Consider the following 14,511-nt stretch of genomic DNA (forward strand, 5'->3'; position numbering starts at 1 on the left):
TGACACAGCAGGCGCTATGCTGCTGAAAGAGCCTTCGATTTGTTCAACTTACCTCTGAAAATCGAACCGAAAAATATCCTGGTTTAGATTCGGCCGGCGAATTGGCGCCTATTCTGCACATCGGCTCCGTGGCGCCGACATGTCCGCCCGTGGCGCTGAAGCAGGCGATGCAGGGGTGGAATGGCCGTGCAAGGGGTCGCAGAGTCGAGCGGGCGCATGCCCGCATGCATCCGTCGCGGATCAGGCGATCTGCGGCGGACAGGGCCGCTCGGCCCGCACCCCGTGTGCGATATCCGACGCTTTGTATTGCGACCGTTGGACAGGGTATCGATGCACGAAGCGCTGATCTAAACAGCCCCCGCCGGATGGCGAATACGGGATCGTATTCCCCGTGCGTGACCCAGGTGAGAGGCGATGCAGGACGACGACAGGACGAATACCGGTGGCGGTGCGAAGCCTCCCGCCGGGGCAACGAACAATCCTCTGATCGCGAAGCTCGAGAGCCTGGCCAAGCTCTCGGCGGAGGACAAGGACGTGCTGCAGCGGATCAGCGCGAACCCGCAGGTCATCGAGCCCGGGACCGCCCTGATCCGGGAGGGTGACAAACCGGACGGCGTCTACCTGATCCTCGACGGCATCGCCTGCCGCTACAAGCTCCGGGCGAGCGGCGCGCGCCAGATCATGGCCTACCTGGTTCCGGGCGATTACTGCGACCTCGACGTGGCGCTGCTGAAGGCCATGGACCATGCGATCGGCACGCTCTCCACGTGTCACGTGGTGCGGATCGACCTCCTCACCATCCAGGGCCTGCTCGAACGCCATCCCGGCATCACTCACGCCCTGCGGCTGGCGACCCTGGTGGACGAGGCGACCCTGCGCGAATGGCTGGTCAACATCGGCCGCCGCTCCGCGGACGAGCGCATCGCGCATCTGCTCTGCGAATTGCTGTTGCGGCTGCGCGCCGTCGGCCGCACGGCCGGCCAGGGCCAGAGCTACGCGCTTCCGGTCACCCAGGATGACCTGGCCGACACCACCGGGCTGGCCGCCGTGCACGTCAACCGCGTCCTGATCAACCTGCAGCGGCGCGGCCTGATCGCGTTCTCGGGGCAGGAGGTAACGATCTCGGATCTCGCGGGCCTGGAGGCGTTCGCCGAGTTCAAGCCGAACTATCTGCATCTCGGGGGGAGGGACGCGGCATGAGCCTACGCCTTCAACCCGTGCAGGTCGGCACCGGGAGCGAGGATCAGGAGAGCCAGCTCGTCTTTCACGAAGGCTTCCTCGTCGCGGTCCTCGTGCGGCTCTCGGACCTGCACGAGGCCGATGCCGGCAAGTGGTTCCTCGAGGCCGGGTTCGGCGTGGTAGACGATCCGTGCCCGCCGACATTCGCCGACATCGAGGCGGCGCAGGACTGGATCTGCGGACGGCTCGGCCTTCAAGTCGTCTGAGTGCGACCCGCGCCGGGCGGGATCGGGCCGGGCGCGCCGGTCGGATCTCGCCATGAGAGCGTGGGTGAGGCCGCCGAGGTGCAGTTCCTGTCGTCCAGGACGATGCGCGACCTTCCCGATCCGCATCGTCTCCTTCCGAAAGCCGGTGGCCACCTTTCGGGACGATGCTTGATCTCCTCGATCCGCATCGTCTCCTTCCGAAAGCCGGTGGCCACCTTTCGGGACGATGCGCTAACCTGCGGCGTCCGCCAGCTGCGGTTCCAGCACGCGGTCGCCTTCCGGGTGCACGGTGACCGGGACGGTCTTGGCCGCGGGCGTCTTGCTGCCGACGGCATAGTGCCAGATCGGCATCAGGACGTTGCATTCCGGGTAGTACCCGCCGATGCACCCGATCGGGACGTCGTAGGCGACGACGAGCATGCCGGCGAGCCGACGGTCGACGCCGTCGTCGGCGCATGTCTTCAGCGTCACGGCCTGCCCGACCTTCAAACCCAGGCGGTCGATGTCCGAGCGGTTCATCAGCACCACCTTGCGGGTGTTGTTGATGCCGCGGAACCGGTCATCGTAGCCGTAGACCGTGGTGTTGAACTGGTCGTTGCTGCGCAGCGTCATCAGGCGCAGCACGTCGTGCCCGACATCGGGCATGTCCGCATCCTCGTCCAGCCCGCCCGGCGTGACGAAATTGGCCCGGCCCGTATCGGTGCGCCACTCGCGCCGCTTCACCGGCAGGTCGCGCTGGAAGCCGCCGGGCTCCCACATGCGCCGCTCGTAGTCCCAGAACGAATCCGGCAGCGTCGCGCTGATCTCCCGGCGGATCTCGGCGTAGTCGGTCATGTAATCCGTCCACCGCACCCGCGGGTTCGGATCGAGCACCTTAAGGGCGAGTTCGCAGATCAGGCGGATCTCGCTGATCAGGTGCGGCGAGGCGGGCTTGCGCAGGCCGCGGTTGCCGTGGACGCAGGCCGAGGTGTCCTCCATGGAGAGGACCTGCTGGCCGGCCGCGGTCTCATCGATCTCCAGTCGCCCGATCACCGGCAGGATGTAGCTGATCTCCCCCGGAAGCAGCGCGCTTCGGTTGAGCTTGGTGATCACGTTGACGGTCAGGCGCAACCGGCGCCAGGCCGGCTCCATCTGACCGTGATCGGGGATGGCGCGCACGAAGTTGCCGCCGAGCATCACGAAGGCCCGGACATCGCCTTTGAGGACGGCCTCGCAGGCCTCGACCGTGTTGTATCCGGGCTCGCGGGGCGGCTCGAAATCGAACTGCTCGCCGAGCCGCGTGAGCGGGAACAGCTCGGGCTTCTCGGTGATCCCGACCGTGCGCTGCCCCTGGACGTTGGAATGCCCGCGCACCGGGCAGATCCCGGCGCCATCGCGACCCATATTGCCGCGCAGCATCAAGAGGTTCACCAGCATCTGCACGGTTTCGACCCCGGCCCGGTGCTGGGTCAGCCCCATGCCGTAGACGCCGATCACGGTCCGCGACCGGCTGTAGACCATCGCGGTCGATTCCATGTCCGCCCGGTGCAGCCCCGAGCGGCGCTCGAGCACGTCCCAGTCTTGTGCCCGCAACCAGGCCACGAAGGTCTCGAAGCCGTGCGTGTGGTCCTTGATGAAGGCTTCATCGAGCACCGCCGCCCCGCCGGCCGCCAGCGCCTCGTCGTGCAGGGCCACCACCGCCTTGCAGATCCCGGTGAGCGCCGCGAGGTCGCCGCCCGCCTTGACCTGATGGTATTGCGAGCTGATCCGGGTGTCCTTGCGGGTCAGCATTTCCGTCGGCGATTGCGGGTTCAGGAAGCGCTCGAGCCCGCGTTCGCGCAGGGGGTTGTATGTGATGATCGGCACGCCGCGCCGACTCGCCTCCTGCAACGGGTGGAGCATGCGCGGCGAGTTGCTGCCCGGGTTCTGGCCGAAGAAGAGCAGGCAGTCGGCCTTGGCGAAGTCGTCGAGCGCCACGGTGCCGATGGCCTGCCCGATGCTCGCCGGCAAGGCGACCGAGGTCGTCTCGTGGCACATGTTGGAACTGTCCGGCAGGTTGTTGTTGCCGTAGATCCGGGCGAAGAGCTGGTAGAGGTAGCTGCCCTCGTTGGACAGGCGGCCGGAGCTGTAGAACACCGTTCCCTTCTTGCGGTCCTCGACCGCGCGCAATTCGCGGGCGATCTCCTCGACCGCATGGCCCCATGACACCGGCACGTAGGTGTCGCTGGTCGCATCGTAGCGCAGCGGATGCGTCAGGCGGCCGGTCTGTTCGAGATGGTAATCGTCCCAGTCGCGGAGTTCGGTCACCGTGTGGGCGGCGAAGAAGTCCGGCGTGCACCGGTGGGATGTCAGCTCCCAGGCGACGGCCTTGACCCCGTTCTCACAGAACTCGAACGGGAGCGGGCTTGCCGGCTTCACCCAGGCGCAGCTGTTGCACTGGTAGCCGTCGACCTTGTTGTGACGCGTCAACGCGACCGGGACACTCGCCAGGACGCCCTCACGCCTCAGGATGTTGCCGACCGAGAACGCCGATCCCCATCCGCCGGAGGGACGTCGGTAGGGCTTGAACGTCGGCTTTTCCAAGAGGCGCACTCCGAACCTGAATGACAAGGAAACACCTGCCGTCGATCCGTGTTTCCCGAAAACCGCACACACTTGCGAATAATACCCACCCATATCTTATGTTTATAACAGAGGTTAATATGACCGTTGGATACGACTACATGCTGAGGAAACCTTCGGGACCCAGTGCCCCGAAGATGTTCCTGGATACGCGCGTGGTGCCGGCCGTCGTCAATATCGCCGGCGGTGTGGAAGTTGCTTTGAACCGGGCCTCGGCACGAACCGGGCTCCACCCGATGCTCCTGCTCGTCGGCATCGCGACCGCGGCGATCGTCGTGGGTCGCCGGGTACGGGGCGGGAGCCGCTAGGCGGGCTGTCGCGGCGCGTGAGGCGCACGTCTTTCGACCCGCCTCCCCCTTGCCCGGCCCCCTTGCCCGGCGGCCTTGGTCGCACAGGTTGAGGCCGGCTCGTGCAGACGGACCAGCGCCGACCAGAGGTCCGTGGTGCTGCGCCAGCGCGGCCCCGCCACGGATTCGCTTCGCCGGGAGGCTTTCGAAGCCTTGGCGAAAAAAGAAGGGGCCAGGTACTAGACGACCGGTCTAATCAGGGCTATCTCAGCGTCATGGCACGCCTCAACACGCATACCGACACCCGGCAGGAGATTCTCGACACCGCCTACGGCCTGGTGGGCGCGAAGGGGTTTTCCGGGGTCGGGCTCAACGAGATCCTGGCTTCGGCCGGGGTCCCGAAGGGATCGTTCTACCACTACTTCGGCTCGAAGGAGGCTTTCGGCGAGGCGCTCCTGGCCGATTACTTCGAGGGGTATCTCGCCGCTCTGGATGCGACGCTCGCCGAGCCCGGCTTGGACCACGCCGAGCGCCTGATGAACTACTGGCGCAAATGGCAGGCGACGCAGGGCAGCGTCGATTATCAGCGCAAGTGCCTGGCGGTGAAGCTCGCCGCGGAAGTCTCGGACCTGTCCGAGGCCATGCGGCTCGCCCTCAAGGGCGGGACCGCCGGGATCATCGAACGGCTGGCGCGGGCGATCGAGGCGGGGGCCGCGGAGGGCTCCTTGAAGGTGGAGGGCACGCCCCACGCCACCGCCGAGGCGCTCTATCACGTGTGGCTCGGCGCGAGCCTGATGGCGAAGATCGTGCGGACCGACGCGCCGTTCGAGGCCGCGATGACGACGACGCGACAGATCCTCGGACTCGCCTGACGCGAGCCCGAGGTACGGCGCGGGCGGTCGAACCGTGCCTGCTCGTGTCGAACTACTAGACGACTGGTCTACTCAAGTAAACGATGAAGCCTCCCCGAACTGGCGGAGGCGAGGACACCACGCAAGGAGCGAGCTCATGCCCCACGGAACGAAGACTGCAGCCGTCCCCGCCCTCGTCACCGCCGGGTTGATGAGCGCCGCCCTGCTCGGCACCTCCGCGGCCATGGCGCAGGAGCGGATCACCCTGGAGACCATCGGCGCAGTCCGCATGGCCGGCAGCAGGCTCGACGACGGCCGCCGCGTGAACCCGCAGGTTCGGCCGGCCGAGACGGGATCCGCGCAAGAGCAGCGCGCGGACGATCCGTCGAAGGCGCACTGACGCCGCCTCGGCGTCCCCCATGCCATGTGAAATCCCGGCCGATCGATCGATCGGCTGCCGGAAGCTTCCCTTCGACCTGAACGATCACGGAGAACGACGATGAAGATCCTGATGGTGCTGACCTCCCACGATCAGCTCGGCGACACCAGCCGCAAAACCGGTTTCTGGCTGGAAGAGCTCGCCGCGCCCTACTACGTGTTCAAGGATGCCGGCGCCGAGATCGTGCTGGCCTCGCCCCGGGGCGGACGGCCGCCGCTGGACCCGAAGAGCAGCGAGCCGGGTTCGCAGACCGACGCGACGCGCCGGTTCGAGGCGGACGAGGAAGCGCTGGCGGCGCTCGAGACCACGACCCGGCTCGATGCCGTCTCCCATGACGGGTTCGACGCCGTGTTCTATCCGGGCGGCCACGGTCCGCTTTGGGACCTCGCCGAGGACCCCGTCTCGATCAGGCTGATCGAGACGACGCTGGCGGCCGGCAAGCCCGCCACCCTCGTCTGCCATGCCCCCGGCGTCCTGCGCCACGCGAAGGCCCCCGACGGGACGCCGCTCGTCCAGGGCAAGGCCGTCACCGGGTTCACGAACACCGAGGAGGAGGCGGTCGGCCTCACCGAGGTCGTTCCCCTCCTGGTCGAGGATGCGCTGCGCCGGAACGGCGGCCGGTTCTCCAAGGCCGGCGACTGGGCGCCGTACGTGGTGGCCGACGGCCTGCTCATCACCGGCCAGAACCCGGCCTCGTCCGGGCCGGCCGCCGAGCGTCTCCTCGCGCATCTCGCGAACGGCTGACGACACCGCCCTCCGTCCCCGGACACCGTCCGCCCGCGCATCCGCGCGGGCGGCGACCGGCCCCGGGGCGACGCCGCCGGCCCGACTGAGGTCCGCACGTCGGCAGAAGCCTCCCCCCTCGACATCCATCGCGAAGGACACCGGCCCATGACAAACGATATCGTCTTCTCGGACGCGACCCAGCTCGCCGCGCTGATCCGCACCCGCCAGGTCTCGCCGGTGGAGGTCATGCAGGCCCACCTCGACCGCATCGCGGCCGTCGATCCCAAGGTCAACGCCATCGTCACCGTGGCGGAGCGGGCGCTCGAGGGCGCCCGCGCGGCCGAAGCCGCGATCCTGGCCGGGGGCGAGATCGGGCCCCTGCACGGGGTGCCGTTCACCGTCAAGGATTCGATCGACACCGCCGGCGTCCCGACCCAGCGCGGGTCGCCGATCTTCCGGGGCCGCATCCCCACCGCGGACGCCACGAGCGTCGCCCGCCTCAAGGCCGCCGGGGCGATCCTGCTGGCCAAGACCAACCTGCCGGAATTCTCATACTGGATCGAGAGCGACAACCTGCTCTCCGGTCGCTCGAACAACCCCTGGGACCTCGAGCGGACGCCCGGCGGGTCGAGCGGGGGCGAGTCGGCGGCCATCGCGGCGGGTATGTCGCCGCTGGGCCTCGGCACCGACCTCGCCATCTCGGTCCGGGGCCCGGCCGCGCAGACCGGGATCGTCTCGCTGAAGCCGACCCACGGGCGGGTGCCGATGACGGGGATCTGGCCGCGCGCGCCGCGGCGCTTCTGGCATGTCGGCCCGATGGCCCGCTCCATCCGGGACCTCGCGCTGGCCTTCTCGCTCCTGTCCGGTCCCGACGGCGAGGACGGCTACGCGTCCCGCACCGTCGCCGCCGATGCCGGCCTGGGCTCCGCGCCCGGCCGTCCGCTCCGGGTGGGCTGGCTGGTCGAGCCGGGCTTCGGCCCAATCGATCCCGAGGTCGCCGCCACCGTCCGGGCGGCGGCCGAGGCCCTCAAGGCCGCGGGCTGCGTCGTGGAGGCCGTGCGCATCCCGGCGCTGGAGCGTGACTTCGCCCTCGACGTCTTCAACACGCTGCACGTCATGGAGATGAAGCCGGCCTTCCGGGAGGCGACGGAGGGCCGGAGCCGGGACGAGATCTACACCATGGCCAGGACCATGCTGGCGCTCCCGGACTCGTCGATGGACGACTACATCGCGGCCGAGCAGGCGGCGGAGCGGCTGCGGGACGGCTACGCCGACTACTTCCGGCGCTACGACGCGCTGATCACCCCGGTCCTGCCGATCCCGGCCCACAAGCACGGCGTCACGCACTTCGTTATCAACGGGCAGACCGTCGACGCCACCTACCTCCAGGGCGCGACCGTGCCGCTGAACGTCACCGGCCTGCCCGGCCTGTCGATGCGGTTCGGGACGAGCGGCGAGGGACTGCCGATCAACGTCCAGGTCGTCGGCAGCTGGCAGGCCGAATCGACGATCCTGCACGTCGCCGCGCTGCTGGAGGCGGCGAGCCCGGTGCGTGGGCTGCACCCGAACCTGTAGGCCGCCGTCGCGCTTGTCCCGCGGGATCGCGCTTACGAAGCCGGATGCTGCCTCCAACTCACGATCGGCGCCCCGACCTGACGCGCTGCCCCGTCGGGGCGCAGATGCGCCTACCGCTTCTTGCCCAGCTCCGCGGCGATGTCCTTCGTCATCCGGCCGACCTTCCGATGCGCCGCCGTCAGCTGGTCCTGGGTGACGCCCCAGCGCTTCATCCAGAACTCGACGGCCTTGCGTTCCGACAGATCGAGCCGGTCCTTATCGATGAAGCCACGCTTGTCCTTGAGGCCAGCCATGGGAAATCCTGTTGTGTTGGTGACTGCGGGTTAGGAGGAGGCGCGCGACGAACCTCTCGGGCGCGAGACATGCGGGGGAATCGCAGCGATGCCCAGACCCATGGGGCCACGCAGCGCACCGATGCGGCGGGTTGCCCGGCCGGTCGGCGCTCTTGTGATGGAAGTCGGCGCGCAGGAACGCGGCGCCCTGTGTCGGGCTGCCGGCCATGTCGGGCGCCGCGGCCGGGGAGGCGAAGTCCCGGTGATGGTGCTCGTCGCGCGGGCGCGGCAGACCGGTCAAAGCGGCGTGGATCGGATCCTGCGCGGGCGGTCGCGGACTGTCCGCGAGGGCGTCGCGGGTGGGCGCCCTCGCAAACGGCGCGCTCATCAGGACGACCGATCCGAACACGTCGGGCCGGGCCAGGGCGCAGAAGCCCGCGACCCGGGAGCCGAAATCGTGACCGGCGATGAGCCCGGGAAAGGCGTGAGCATGACCACACTGTGAAGACGTCTGATCCAGTCAGCCCGGGGGCCCGTCCCCATCGCGGTTCAGGCTCCCACACGGATTGAAGTGACGGATCGTGACAGCGTTGCAAACGCAGCGTCGGGATCAGCGCGCCAGGCCGAAACAGAAATGAAAAACACCCCAGGAGCGGGTGCTCCCAGGGTGTTGCCGACCTCGCGGCCAGATTGATCGGGCTGGGGATCCGGAGGCCGACAAGTTGCCGGCGCCTTCCGCGGCGGGGAGCGAGGAGGAGGACCAACACCTCTCGCCCACCGGCCACATCTCCCGGCGTTGAGGCCGTGAGGAGCGCGATCCGATACTAGTACGAGCCGAACTTGTAGTTCAGGCCGGCGCGGACGACGGCGAACTCGTCGTCGCGACGACCGATGGCGCTGTAGGCCACCGGGACGAGGTTGGCGGCGTTGACGACCAGGGCGCCCTGGTTGCGGTTGCCGCGCTCCAGGTTGACGTACAGACCTTCGATCTTGAACGTCACGGCCGAGGACCGGAAGAAGTTCAGGAACGACTCGGTGGGGAGGGCGAACTCGACACCGCCGCCGACGGCGTAGCCGGTGCGGAAGCTGTCGTTGCCGGCGTAGCCGCCGAACGAGCGGTCGGCGCTGCCCGAGCCGTAGGCGAAGCCGCCGGTGCCGTACACGAGGGTGCGGTCGAAGGCGTAGCCGAGGCGGCCGCGCACGGTGCCGAAGTAGTCGAGGCTCGACAGGCCGCGCGGGTCGGTGACGTAGAAGCCCGGGGCGACGGCGCCGTTCACGAAGGCGTTGTTCCGGCTACGGCCGAAGTCGAGGTACTGGGCGTCGGCCTCGATGCCGACGACCACGCCCGAACCCGGGGTGAACTGGACGTTGTAGCCGATCTGCGCGCCGCCGGAGAAGCCGTCCTGGCTGCGGTTGCGGAAGGTGGCGGTGGTGCCGGGAACGGCGAACGGGGCCGGGACGCCGAAGGTGGAGTTGTTCGAGCGGCTGCTGGCGTCGAAGGCGTAGCCGGCGTTGAAACCCGCGTAGAAGCCGGTCCAGGTGAACACCGGCACCGGGGTGAACACGGGCGGCGGGGCGGCGCGGCGCGGCAGGTCGGCGGCCGAGGCGGCGCCGGTCAGGGCGGTGAAGGCGGCCAGGGAGGCGAGAAGCTTGGTCATCGTGTTGGGTCCGGGATTTCTATCTGACGGTAAGGCTACCGGCCCATGAGCCAAATAGCTGTAGTTTTACGGACACACTTGTCGCCGATGAAGCAAGACGGCGTAGTAAACCATTTATGAAGCGGCTTTGTGCGCGCTAAGTATTTCGCAATGTACTGCGTCATGCGCCGTAACTACTAGGTTGCGATTTGGTTGCATCATGCAGCGGCGGCGCCCGCGAACTGTGACCCGCAAGTCACAGCTTGGATTGTGAGGCTCACTGCAAGGTGGCACTTCACTTGGGGGCTTCACGCCACACCATGCCGATCCGGCCGCGCCCGCCGGACACATGTCATGCCGGCCGCTGCACCTCGGGAGCATGATACGGCCAACAATTCCGGTCCTCGCCTCCAGATGCGGCCGCTGCTGTTCCTGAGGAAGGCTTTCGTGGATCCGGTCGGTGGCGAGTATCGCCCTGGGTAGCAGACCTGCACCGGACGAGTTTGACCCAGCGATACGGAAGTCCCAGTCTCCGCATTTAGCGGGGCTCATAAGCGATATAGCTACGTTTATCGCTCCGTATAAAACAATACGGAGGAAAATACGTGGATCGGCACAGCTTCGACCAGACCAACATCACGTGGCGCACCCTGGATTGGCTCGATCACATCGCCTTCTTCGTCTACAAGGTCGACGAGGAGAACCGGATTGTCGACGTGCTCTTCAAGTTTGCCGCCAACCAGCGGGTGATGCTGCACCGGCATCACTGCCCTTACGTCACGCTGGTCATGCAGGGCGAACTGCGGTTCTACCGCCCGAACGGTGCGCTGAAGGAGATCCGCCCCAGCGGCAGCTTCGTCTCCGGGCCCGCCCATGGCGAACCTCACGAGGAGGGCGGCGGAGATCGGGATGCGATCGTCTTCTTCAGCAACCGCAACATCGAAGACGCGCTCTACGAGTTCCTCGACAAGGACGGGCGCACGATGCAGGTGCTGGGGATCGCCGACTTCCGGGCACAGCTCGAGGCACAGATCGCAGACGGGTCAGCCGCGAAGGTGGCCGGTCGCCCCGTCTGATGGGAAGGAGCCCCGCAGTTTTGCAGCCGCGGGGCTGAACCATGGAATCACATGCGGGCGCGGCGCATGTGATGATGCCGGTGACGGGTCATGTGTCGCCGCCCCATCATGCCGGTCTGGCCACCCATCCGCTTCTGGGACGAGCTCTTCACGCTGCCCGGGTTATTCATGTTGCCTTCGGCGCTACCGCCCCCGGCGGGTGTCTGCGCCATCGCTGCTCCTGCCATCGCGACGGTGAGCGCGGCAGCGAGAGCGATTGTCTTGATCGACATGGACGTTCCTCCAGACCGATCGGTTCGATCAGCCCAGGAGCAAACATCCCCGCGGTCGGTATCGTTCAGGCACCGACGCTGATTGACGTTACAGATCCTGACGCCGTCGCAACCGCAGCGCCAGGATCAGAGCGCCGGGCCAAAACGCGAGGCTCAGCACCGCGACCGGCAGGATCGGGCGGTCCTTCCACCACACGATGATCACCGGCACGAACAGGCCGAGGATGGCGATGGTGAGGAACGCCCAGACTTCGACGTCGGACAGGTTCATGAGCGGTAGGTAGGGGCTTTCCTACCGCGACGCTTCCTTCACACCTGGTGGCACAATGCCGCCACCAGGCCGATCCGGCCCGAGCACCGCTCACTCTACCCGCTCGACCGGCGCGAGCTGTCGATGGCAATCCGCTTTGGTCGGGCGCAGGGCCGCTGTGAGCGCTGCGGGCGACCGCACGGGCCGATAGTCTACCACCTCGGCGATGGGCGTCGGCGGGATGCTACACCCGGCCGCCGGCGCGATGACTGGGGCCGTAGGATCCGGGTCAGGTCTGGCGCTGGTATCCTCGGCCGCGACCGCCGAACCCGTGTCGTCCCGGCAGCCGCCCACCGGGATCACGACACGGCCGACAACGCGGACGCCAACCGCGCAGCCTTCTGCCATCGCGGCCACATGATCCGCGACAGACCGGAGCACCAACGCCGACGCCGACGCACGCTGTTCCAGCGGAAGGCGATGGGGGATCCATTCGGTGGACCCTACGCCCGAGATACGGTCGAGAAAGCCGTCAGCTATCCTGATCGCGGTCGAGATTGCGGATCAGGTCACCGATCGGATCGCCGTCGGCGGTCCCACTTTGGGCAGCTGGATGTATCAAGGTGCTCGAAAGCCTGGGCAATGTCCCCACCCCCGGCGGCAGGGGCATCGTTGGGCGACGGGCCAACAGCGCGCCGCTGTCCGCCATCAACGCAGCAGGCTCACTGCCGTGTAGCCTACGCGGAGGATCGGCCCAGATCGTCGGCCCGGCCGCCGTTTCATTGGCGACCATGACAACCCGCACCGTGCGCTCCGGCCTCTCGTCGTTGCCCGGATGTAGGACATGGGCGGCGGCGAGCAGCCCAAAGGCAGCAATCGCGGTGGTGGCGAGGGTGGATCTGTAGTGTTCCATGTCGGTGGAACCGACGGCCAAGCTTGCCGTTCCGCTTGCTCTCCCGGGATAGCTAACCGTGACTTTACGGATGCCGTTCAGCCCGGCGGCGGGAACGATCCGAGCTTTCACGAAGGCTTCTCGTCGGGAGCCACGAAGGGTTGACGAAGCCTTCCGGCAGCTACCATCCCGTCGAGGAACAGCTTCACGGGAGCACGATTACCCTAGTACCGCCCAAGGGTCCCGAAGCACTCGGGAGGCGGGTCAACGGGAGAACGCTAATGAAGGCATCACTGCTTGTTGTTGCAGCCATTCTCGCCCTCGGAAGCACAGCCTTCGCTGCTGAAAGTGGAGCTGGCGGCTCAAGCCGTTCAGGAACCGCGAACAGTACCGGCCCGAACGATGCGGGCTCAGGCTCATCCCCGGGTGCGGCCGGCAGCGGCCCTTCAACTGGCGGGATGAGCCGCTCCGGCACGACGAACAGCACGGGGGCCAACGACGCTGGGTCAGGCTCGAAGCCAAGCGGGACCAGCGGAACGCCTGGCAACCGCTGAACGTCCCTCGAATGGGGCGGCCTCACCGCCTCCCCATTCACGGCTTAGCGCTTCCAATGGAGCGTGCGGTCGCATGCGCCTGGTCGCGATACGGTCCTGTAGACACCGACCGTTAACCAGATTGTCCCTCGCTCGCCGCATGTCCGCGGTAGGCACTCTCAATCGGCTCGGTCCAAAATACCGGTCAGGTCGAGGCAGCGCCGCGCATCGGCCCGAAGCTTGGCCCGGTCGATCAAGAACCCCCGCCGCGGCTCGCGAGCTAAGTAGATGTTCTCCGCCACCGACAGGTGAGGCACCAGGTTCAGCTCCTGGTGGATCATCGCGATCCCGGCCTTCTCGGCCTGCAGCGGCGAGGAGAAGTGCCGCTCTACTCCTTTGTAGAGGATCCGTCCGGTCGTCGGCGTGTAGACGCCGCTGATGATCTTCATTAGCGTCGACTTCCCAGCACCGTTCTCTCCGCAGACGGCATGTACCTCGCCGCGACGGAGATCGAAGCTCACATCCGCGAGCGCTACGACCCCGGCGAATGTCTTGCCGATCTGGTGAAGGGCCAGGATGACCGCGTCGGGACCGGTCGACCGGTCCCGCGCTGGCGGCGCGTCCGTCTCGTCGCGCCCCTCGCGCTCAAGCACGTGCGATCCGCCGTCGAAAACCACGGCAACCCTCCCTGTGGGCGTCGGCCTGCTCTCGGGGGCAGACTCGTTACAGGCCCGATCGATAGCGCTTCACCAAAATTGGTCAGTCCAATTTCGGCGACATGGATTAAGGATGGTGGGACATCGACACAAAACAGCCCTAGGTCGAATGGCTTTTTCAGTCCGCAACCCATAAGCGGCGTTGGGGCGCGCAGATTTGGTCAGGCCAGTCATGGGACATGAGTTGCCTTCTCCTCGCACGAACGAGCGCAGGCTCTACCAGCAGGTCGCCGACCAGATCCGCATCCTGATCCAGGATGGTGCATTCGCACCCGGGGATCGGCTTCCGGCCGAGCGCGAACTGGCGCAGCAACTCGGCGTGTCGCGTCCGTCCTTGCGGGAAGCGTTGATCGCGCTGGAGATTGAGGGGACGATCGAGATCCGGATGGGCTCGGGCCTCTACGTCCTGACCTCCGGCGAGACGCGCCCTCCCCGGGCCGCTATCATCGGCGATAGCCCAGTCGAGCTCATGCAGGCCCGCGCGGTCATCGAGGGCGCCGTGGTCGTCCTGGCGGTTCCCCGGATGACGCAGGGGGCGGTGAGTATCCTGCGCCGGACTGTCGATGGGATGCGCGAGACGATCGCGCAGGGGAGCAAGCCGCTCGACCATGACCGGCTTTTCCACACGACGATCGCGGCGCAGTCGGGCAATAGCGTGCTAGCCCGCATCGTCGGCGAACTCTTCGACGGGCGGCACAGCCCGATCTCGACCGAGTTCCGCAACCGCTTCGAGACGGTCACCGCCTGGACCCTCGCCTTGGCCGAGCACGAGGCCATCCTGTCTGCGCTCGAGGTCGGGGATCCGCTGCTCGCCCAGGCCCTGATGCACGTGCATCTGGATCAGTCGAAGCGCCGGTGGCTCGGGAGCGACCCGCGTTGAAGCAGGGCCCAATCGGATCGCTTCGGCCCGGCTGGACTGTGGATCGTTGTCGAAGCGTA

Annotated in this window: 15 protein-coding genes and 2 pseudogenes; 10 read left to right on the forward strand and 7 right to left on the reverse strand. The window is 67.2% G+C overall.

Annotation, left to right across the window (positions count from 1 at the left end):
* Nucleotides 1–414: 414 nt before the first annotated feature.
* Together ACYQPG_RS01390 and ACYQPG_RS01395 are read left to right on the forward strand one after the other, a co-directional pair.
* Entirely contained in the window at nucleotides 415–1,200 is a 786-nt protein-coding gene (locus ACYQPG_RS01390) for a Crp/Fnr family transcriptional regulator (protein ID WP_461230059.1), read from the forward strand.
* The gene (locus ACYQPG_RS01395) at nucleotides 1,197–1,445 is read left to right on the forward strand and encodes a hypothetical protein (RefSeq protein ID WP_147908051.1); all 249 of its coding nucleotides are present in this window, start codon (nucleotides 1,197–1,199) and stop codon (nucleotides 1,443–1,445) included. Before ACYQPG_RS01390 ends, ACYQPG_RS01395 begins: the two co-directional genes overlap by 4 nt.
* A gap of 231 nt (nucleotides 1,446–1,676) precedes the next feature.
* Here the strand turns inward: ACYQPG_RS01395 and ACYQPG_RS01400 are convergent, their stop codons facing one another.
* Nucleotides 1,677–4,007 (reverse strand): FdhF/YdeP family oxidoreductase, encoded by a 2,331-nt coding sequence (locus ACYQPG_RS01400; protein WP_246692699.1) that lies wholly within the window; start codon nucleotides 4,005–4,007, stop codon nucleotides 1,677–1,679.
* Nucleotides 4,008–4,183: 176 nt separating this feature from the next.
* On the opposite strand from ACYQPG_RS01400, the gene ACYQPG_RS01405 reads away from it, so the two are divergent.
* The 5 genes from ACYQPG_RS01405 (at nucleotide 4,184) to ACYQPG_RS01425 (ending at nucleotide 7,924) form a co-directional block, all read left to right on the forward strand.
* Entirely contained in the window at nucleotides 4,184–4,354 is a 171-nt protein-coding gene (locus ACYQPG_RS01405; RefSeq protein WP_246692700.1) for a hypothetical protein, read from the forward strand.
* A gap of 254 nt (nucleotides 4,355–4,608) precedes the next feature.
* On the forward strand, nucleotides 4,609–5,205 hold the full coding sequence (locus ACYQPG_RS01410; RefSeq protein ID WP_147941823.1) for a TetR/AcrR family transcriptional regulator: 597 nt from the start codon (nucleotides 4,609–4,611) through the stop codon (nucleotides 5,203–5,205).
* A gap of 136 nt (nucleotides 5,206–5,341) precedes the next feature.
* Nucleotides 5,342–5,584, forward strand: a complete 243-nt coding sequence (locus ACYQPG_RS01415) for a hypothetical protein (protein WP_147941822.1) — start codon at nucleotides 5,342–5,344, stop codon at nucleotides 5,582–5,584.
* A 99-nt stretch (nucleotides 5,585–5,683) separates the two neighbouring features.
* Nucleotides 5,684–6,367 (forward strand): type 1 glutamine amidotransferase domain-containing protein, encoded by a 684-nt coding sequence (locus ACYQPG_RS01420; protein ID WP_461230060.1) that lies wholly within the window; start codon nucleotides 5,684–5,686, stop codon nucleotides 6,365–6,367.
* Nucleotides 6,368–6,514: 147 nt separating this feature from the next.
* Nucleotides 6,515–7,924 carry an amidase gene (locus ACYQPG_RS01425; RefSeq protein WP_419830975.1) on the forward strand — a complete coding sequence of 470 codons (1,410 nt, stop codon included), beginning with the start codon at nucleotides 6,515–6,517 and terminating at the stop codon, nucleotides 7,922–7,924.
* 110 nt (nucleotides 7,925–8,034) lie between these two features.
* On the opposite strand, the gene ACYQPG_RS01430 is transcribed toward ACYQPG_RS01425, so the two are convergent.
* Together ACYQPG_RS01430 and ACYQPG_RS01435 are read right to left on the reverse strand one after the other, a co-directional pair.
* A complete protein-coding gene (locus tag ACYQPG_RS01430) occupies nucleotides 8,035–8,217 on the reverse strand; it encodes a DUF3606 domain-containing protein (RefSeq protein ID WP_003600567.1) in 183 nt (60 codons plus the stop codon).
* Between the two features lie 803 nt (nucleotides 8,218–9,020).
* Nucleotides 9,021–9,854, reverse strand: a complete 834-nt coding sequence (locus tag ACYQPG_RS01435; RefSeq protein ID WP_419830977.1) for an outer membrane protein — start codon at nucleotides 9,852–9,854, stop codon at nucleotides 9,021–9,023.
* Between the two features lie 584 nt (nucleotides 9,855–10,438).
* On the opposite strand from ACYQPG_RS01435, the gene ACYQPG_RS01440 reads away from it, so the two are divergent.
* Nucleotides 10,439–10,909: a cupin domain-containing protein gene (locus tag ACYQPG_RS01440; protein ID WP_461230061.1), complete on the forward strand. Its 471-nt coding sequence runs from the start codon at nucleotides 10,439–10,441 to the stop codon at nucleotides 10,907–10,909.
* Between the two features lie 47 nt (nucleotides 10,910–10,956).
* Here the strand turns inward: ACYQPG_RS01440 and ACYQPG_RS01445 are convergent, their stop codons facing one another.
* Both ACYQPG_RS01445 and ACYQPG_RS01450 read right to left on the reverse strand, forming a co-directional pair.
* Nucleotides 10,957–11,181 (reverse strand): hypothetical protein, encoded by a 225-nt coding sequence (locus tag ACYQPG_RS01445; protein ID WP_147909918.1) that lies wholly within the window; start codon nucleotides 11,179–11,181, stop codon nucleotides 10,957–10,959.
* A gap of 88 nt (nucleotides 11,182–11,269) precedes the next feature.
* Nucleotides 11,270–11,452, reverse strand: coding sequence for a hypothetical protein (locus tag ACYQPG_RS01450; protein ID WP_147909917.1), 183 nt, complete (start codon nucleotides 11,450–11,452; stop codon nucleotides 11,270–11,272).
* 123 nt (nucleotides 11,453–11,575) lie between these two features.
* Here ACYQPG_RS01450 and ACYQPG_RS01455 point away from each other — a divergent pair.
* Nucleotides 11,576–11,941 (forward strand): annotated as a pseudogene (locus ACYQPG_RS01455) (hypothetical protein); the annotation flags it as partial.
* A 22-nt stretch (nucleotides 11,942–11,963) separates the two neighbouring features.
* Here the strand turns inward: ACYQPG_RS01455 and ACYQPG_RS01460 are convergent.
* Together ACYQPG_RS01460 and ACYQPG_RS01465 are read right to left on the reverse strand one after the other, a co-directional pair.
* Nucleotides 11,964–12,455 carry a hypothetical protein gene (locus tag ACYQPG_RS01460; RefSeq protein ID WP_419831109.1) on the reverse strand — a complete coding sequence of 164 codons (492 nt, stop codon included), beginning with the start codon at nucleotides 12,453–12,455 and terminating at the stop codon, nucleotides 11,964–11,966.
* A gap of 598 nt (nucleotides 12,456–13,053) precedes the next feature.
* Nucleotides 13,054–13,434 (reverse strand): annotated as a pseudogene (locus tag ACYQPG_RS01465) (ATP-binding cassette domain-containing protein); the annotation flags it as partial.
* A 322-nt stretch (nucleotides 13,435–13,756) separates the two neighbouring features.
* Between ACYQPG_RS01465 and ACYQPG_RS01470 the strand changes: the two are divergent.
* Nucleotides 13,757–14,452 carry a FadR/GntR family transcriptional regulator gene (locus ACYQPG_RS01470; protein ID WP_419830979.1) on the forward strand — a complete coding sequence of 232 codons (696 nt, stop codon included), beginning with the start codon at nucleotides 13,757–13,759 and terminating at the stop codon, nucleotides 14,450–14,452.
* Nucleotides 14,453–14,511: the final 59 nt, after the last annotated feature.

The organism is Methylobacterium sp. CM6246 (assembly GCF_054818005.1).

What these genes read in the sequence shown, in the direction of transcription:
- ACYQPG_RS01390 (WP_461230059.1), top strand. Translation starts at nt 415, where the DNA reads ATGCAGGACGACGACAGGACGAATACCGGTGGCGGTGCGAAGCCTCCC.
- ACYQPG_RS01395 (WP_147908051.1), top strand. Translation starts at nt 1,197, where the DNA reads ATGAGCCTACGCCTTCAACCCGTGCAGGTCGGCACCGGGAGCGAGGAT.
- ACYQPG_RS01405 (WP_246692700.1), top strand. Translation starts at nt 4,184, where the DNA reads ATGTTCCTGGATACGCGCGTGGTGCCGGCCGTCGTCAATATCGCCGGC.
- ACYQPG_RS01410 (WP_147941823.1), top strand. Translation starts at nt 4,609, where the DNA reads ATGGCACGCCTCAACACGCATACCGACACCCGGCAGGAGATTCTCGAC.
- ACYQPG_RS01415 (WP_147941822.1), top strand. Translation starts at nt 5,342, where the DNA reads ATGCCCCACGGAACGAAGACTGCAGCCGTCCCCGCCCTCGTCACCGCC.
- ACYQPG_RS01420 (WP_461230060.1), top strand. Translation starts at nt 5,684, where the DNA reads ATGAAGATCCTGATGGTGCTGACCTCCCACGATCAGCTCGGCGACACC.
- ACYQPG_RS01425 (WP_419830975.1), top strand. Translation starts at nt 6,515, where the DNA reads ATGACAAACGATATCGTCTTCTCGGACGCGACCCAGCTCGCCGCGCTG.
- ACYQPG_RS01430 (WP_003600567.1), bottom strand. Translation starts at nt 8,217, where the DNA reads ATGGCTGGCCTCAAGGACAAGCGTGGCTTCATCGATAAGGACCGGCTC.
- ACYQPG_RS01435 (WP_419830977.1), bottom strand. Translation starts at nt 9,854, where the DNA reads ATGACCAAGCTTCTCGCCTCCCTGGCCGCCTTCACCGCCCTGACCGGC.
- ACYQPG_RS01445 (WP_147909918.1), bottom strand. Translation starts at nt 11,181, where the DNA reads ATGTCGATCAAGACAATCGCTCTCGCTGCCGCGCTCACCGTCGCGATG.
- ACYQPG_RS01450 (WP_147909917.1), bottom strand. Translation starts at nt 11,452, where the DNA reads ATGAACCTGTCCGACGTCGAAGTCTGGGCGTTCCTCACCATCGCCATC.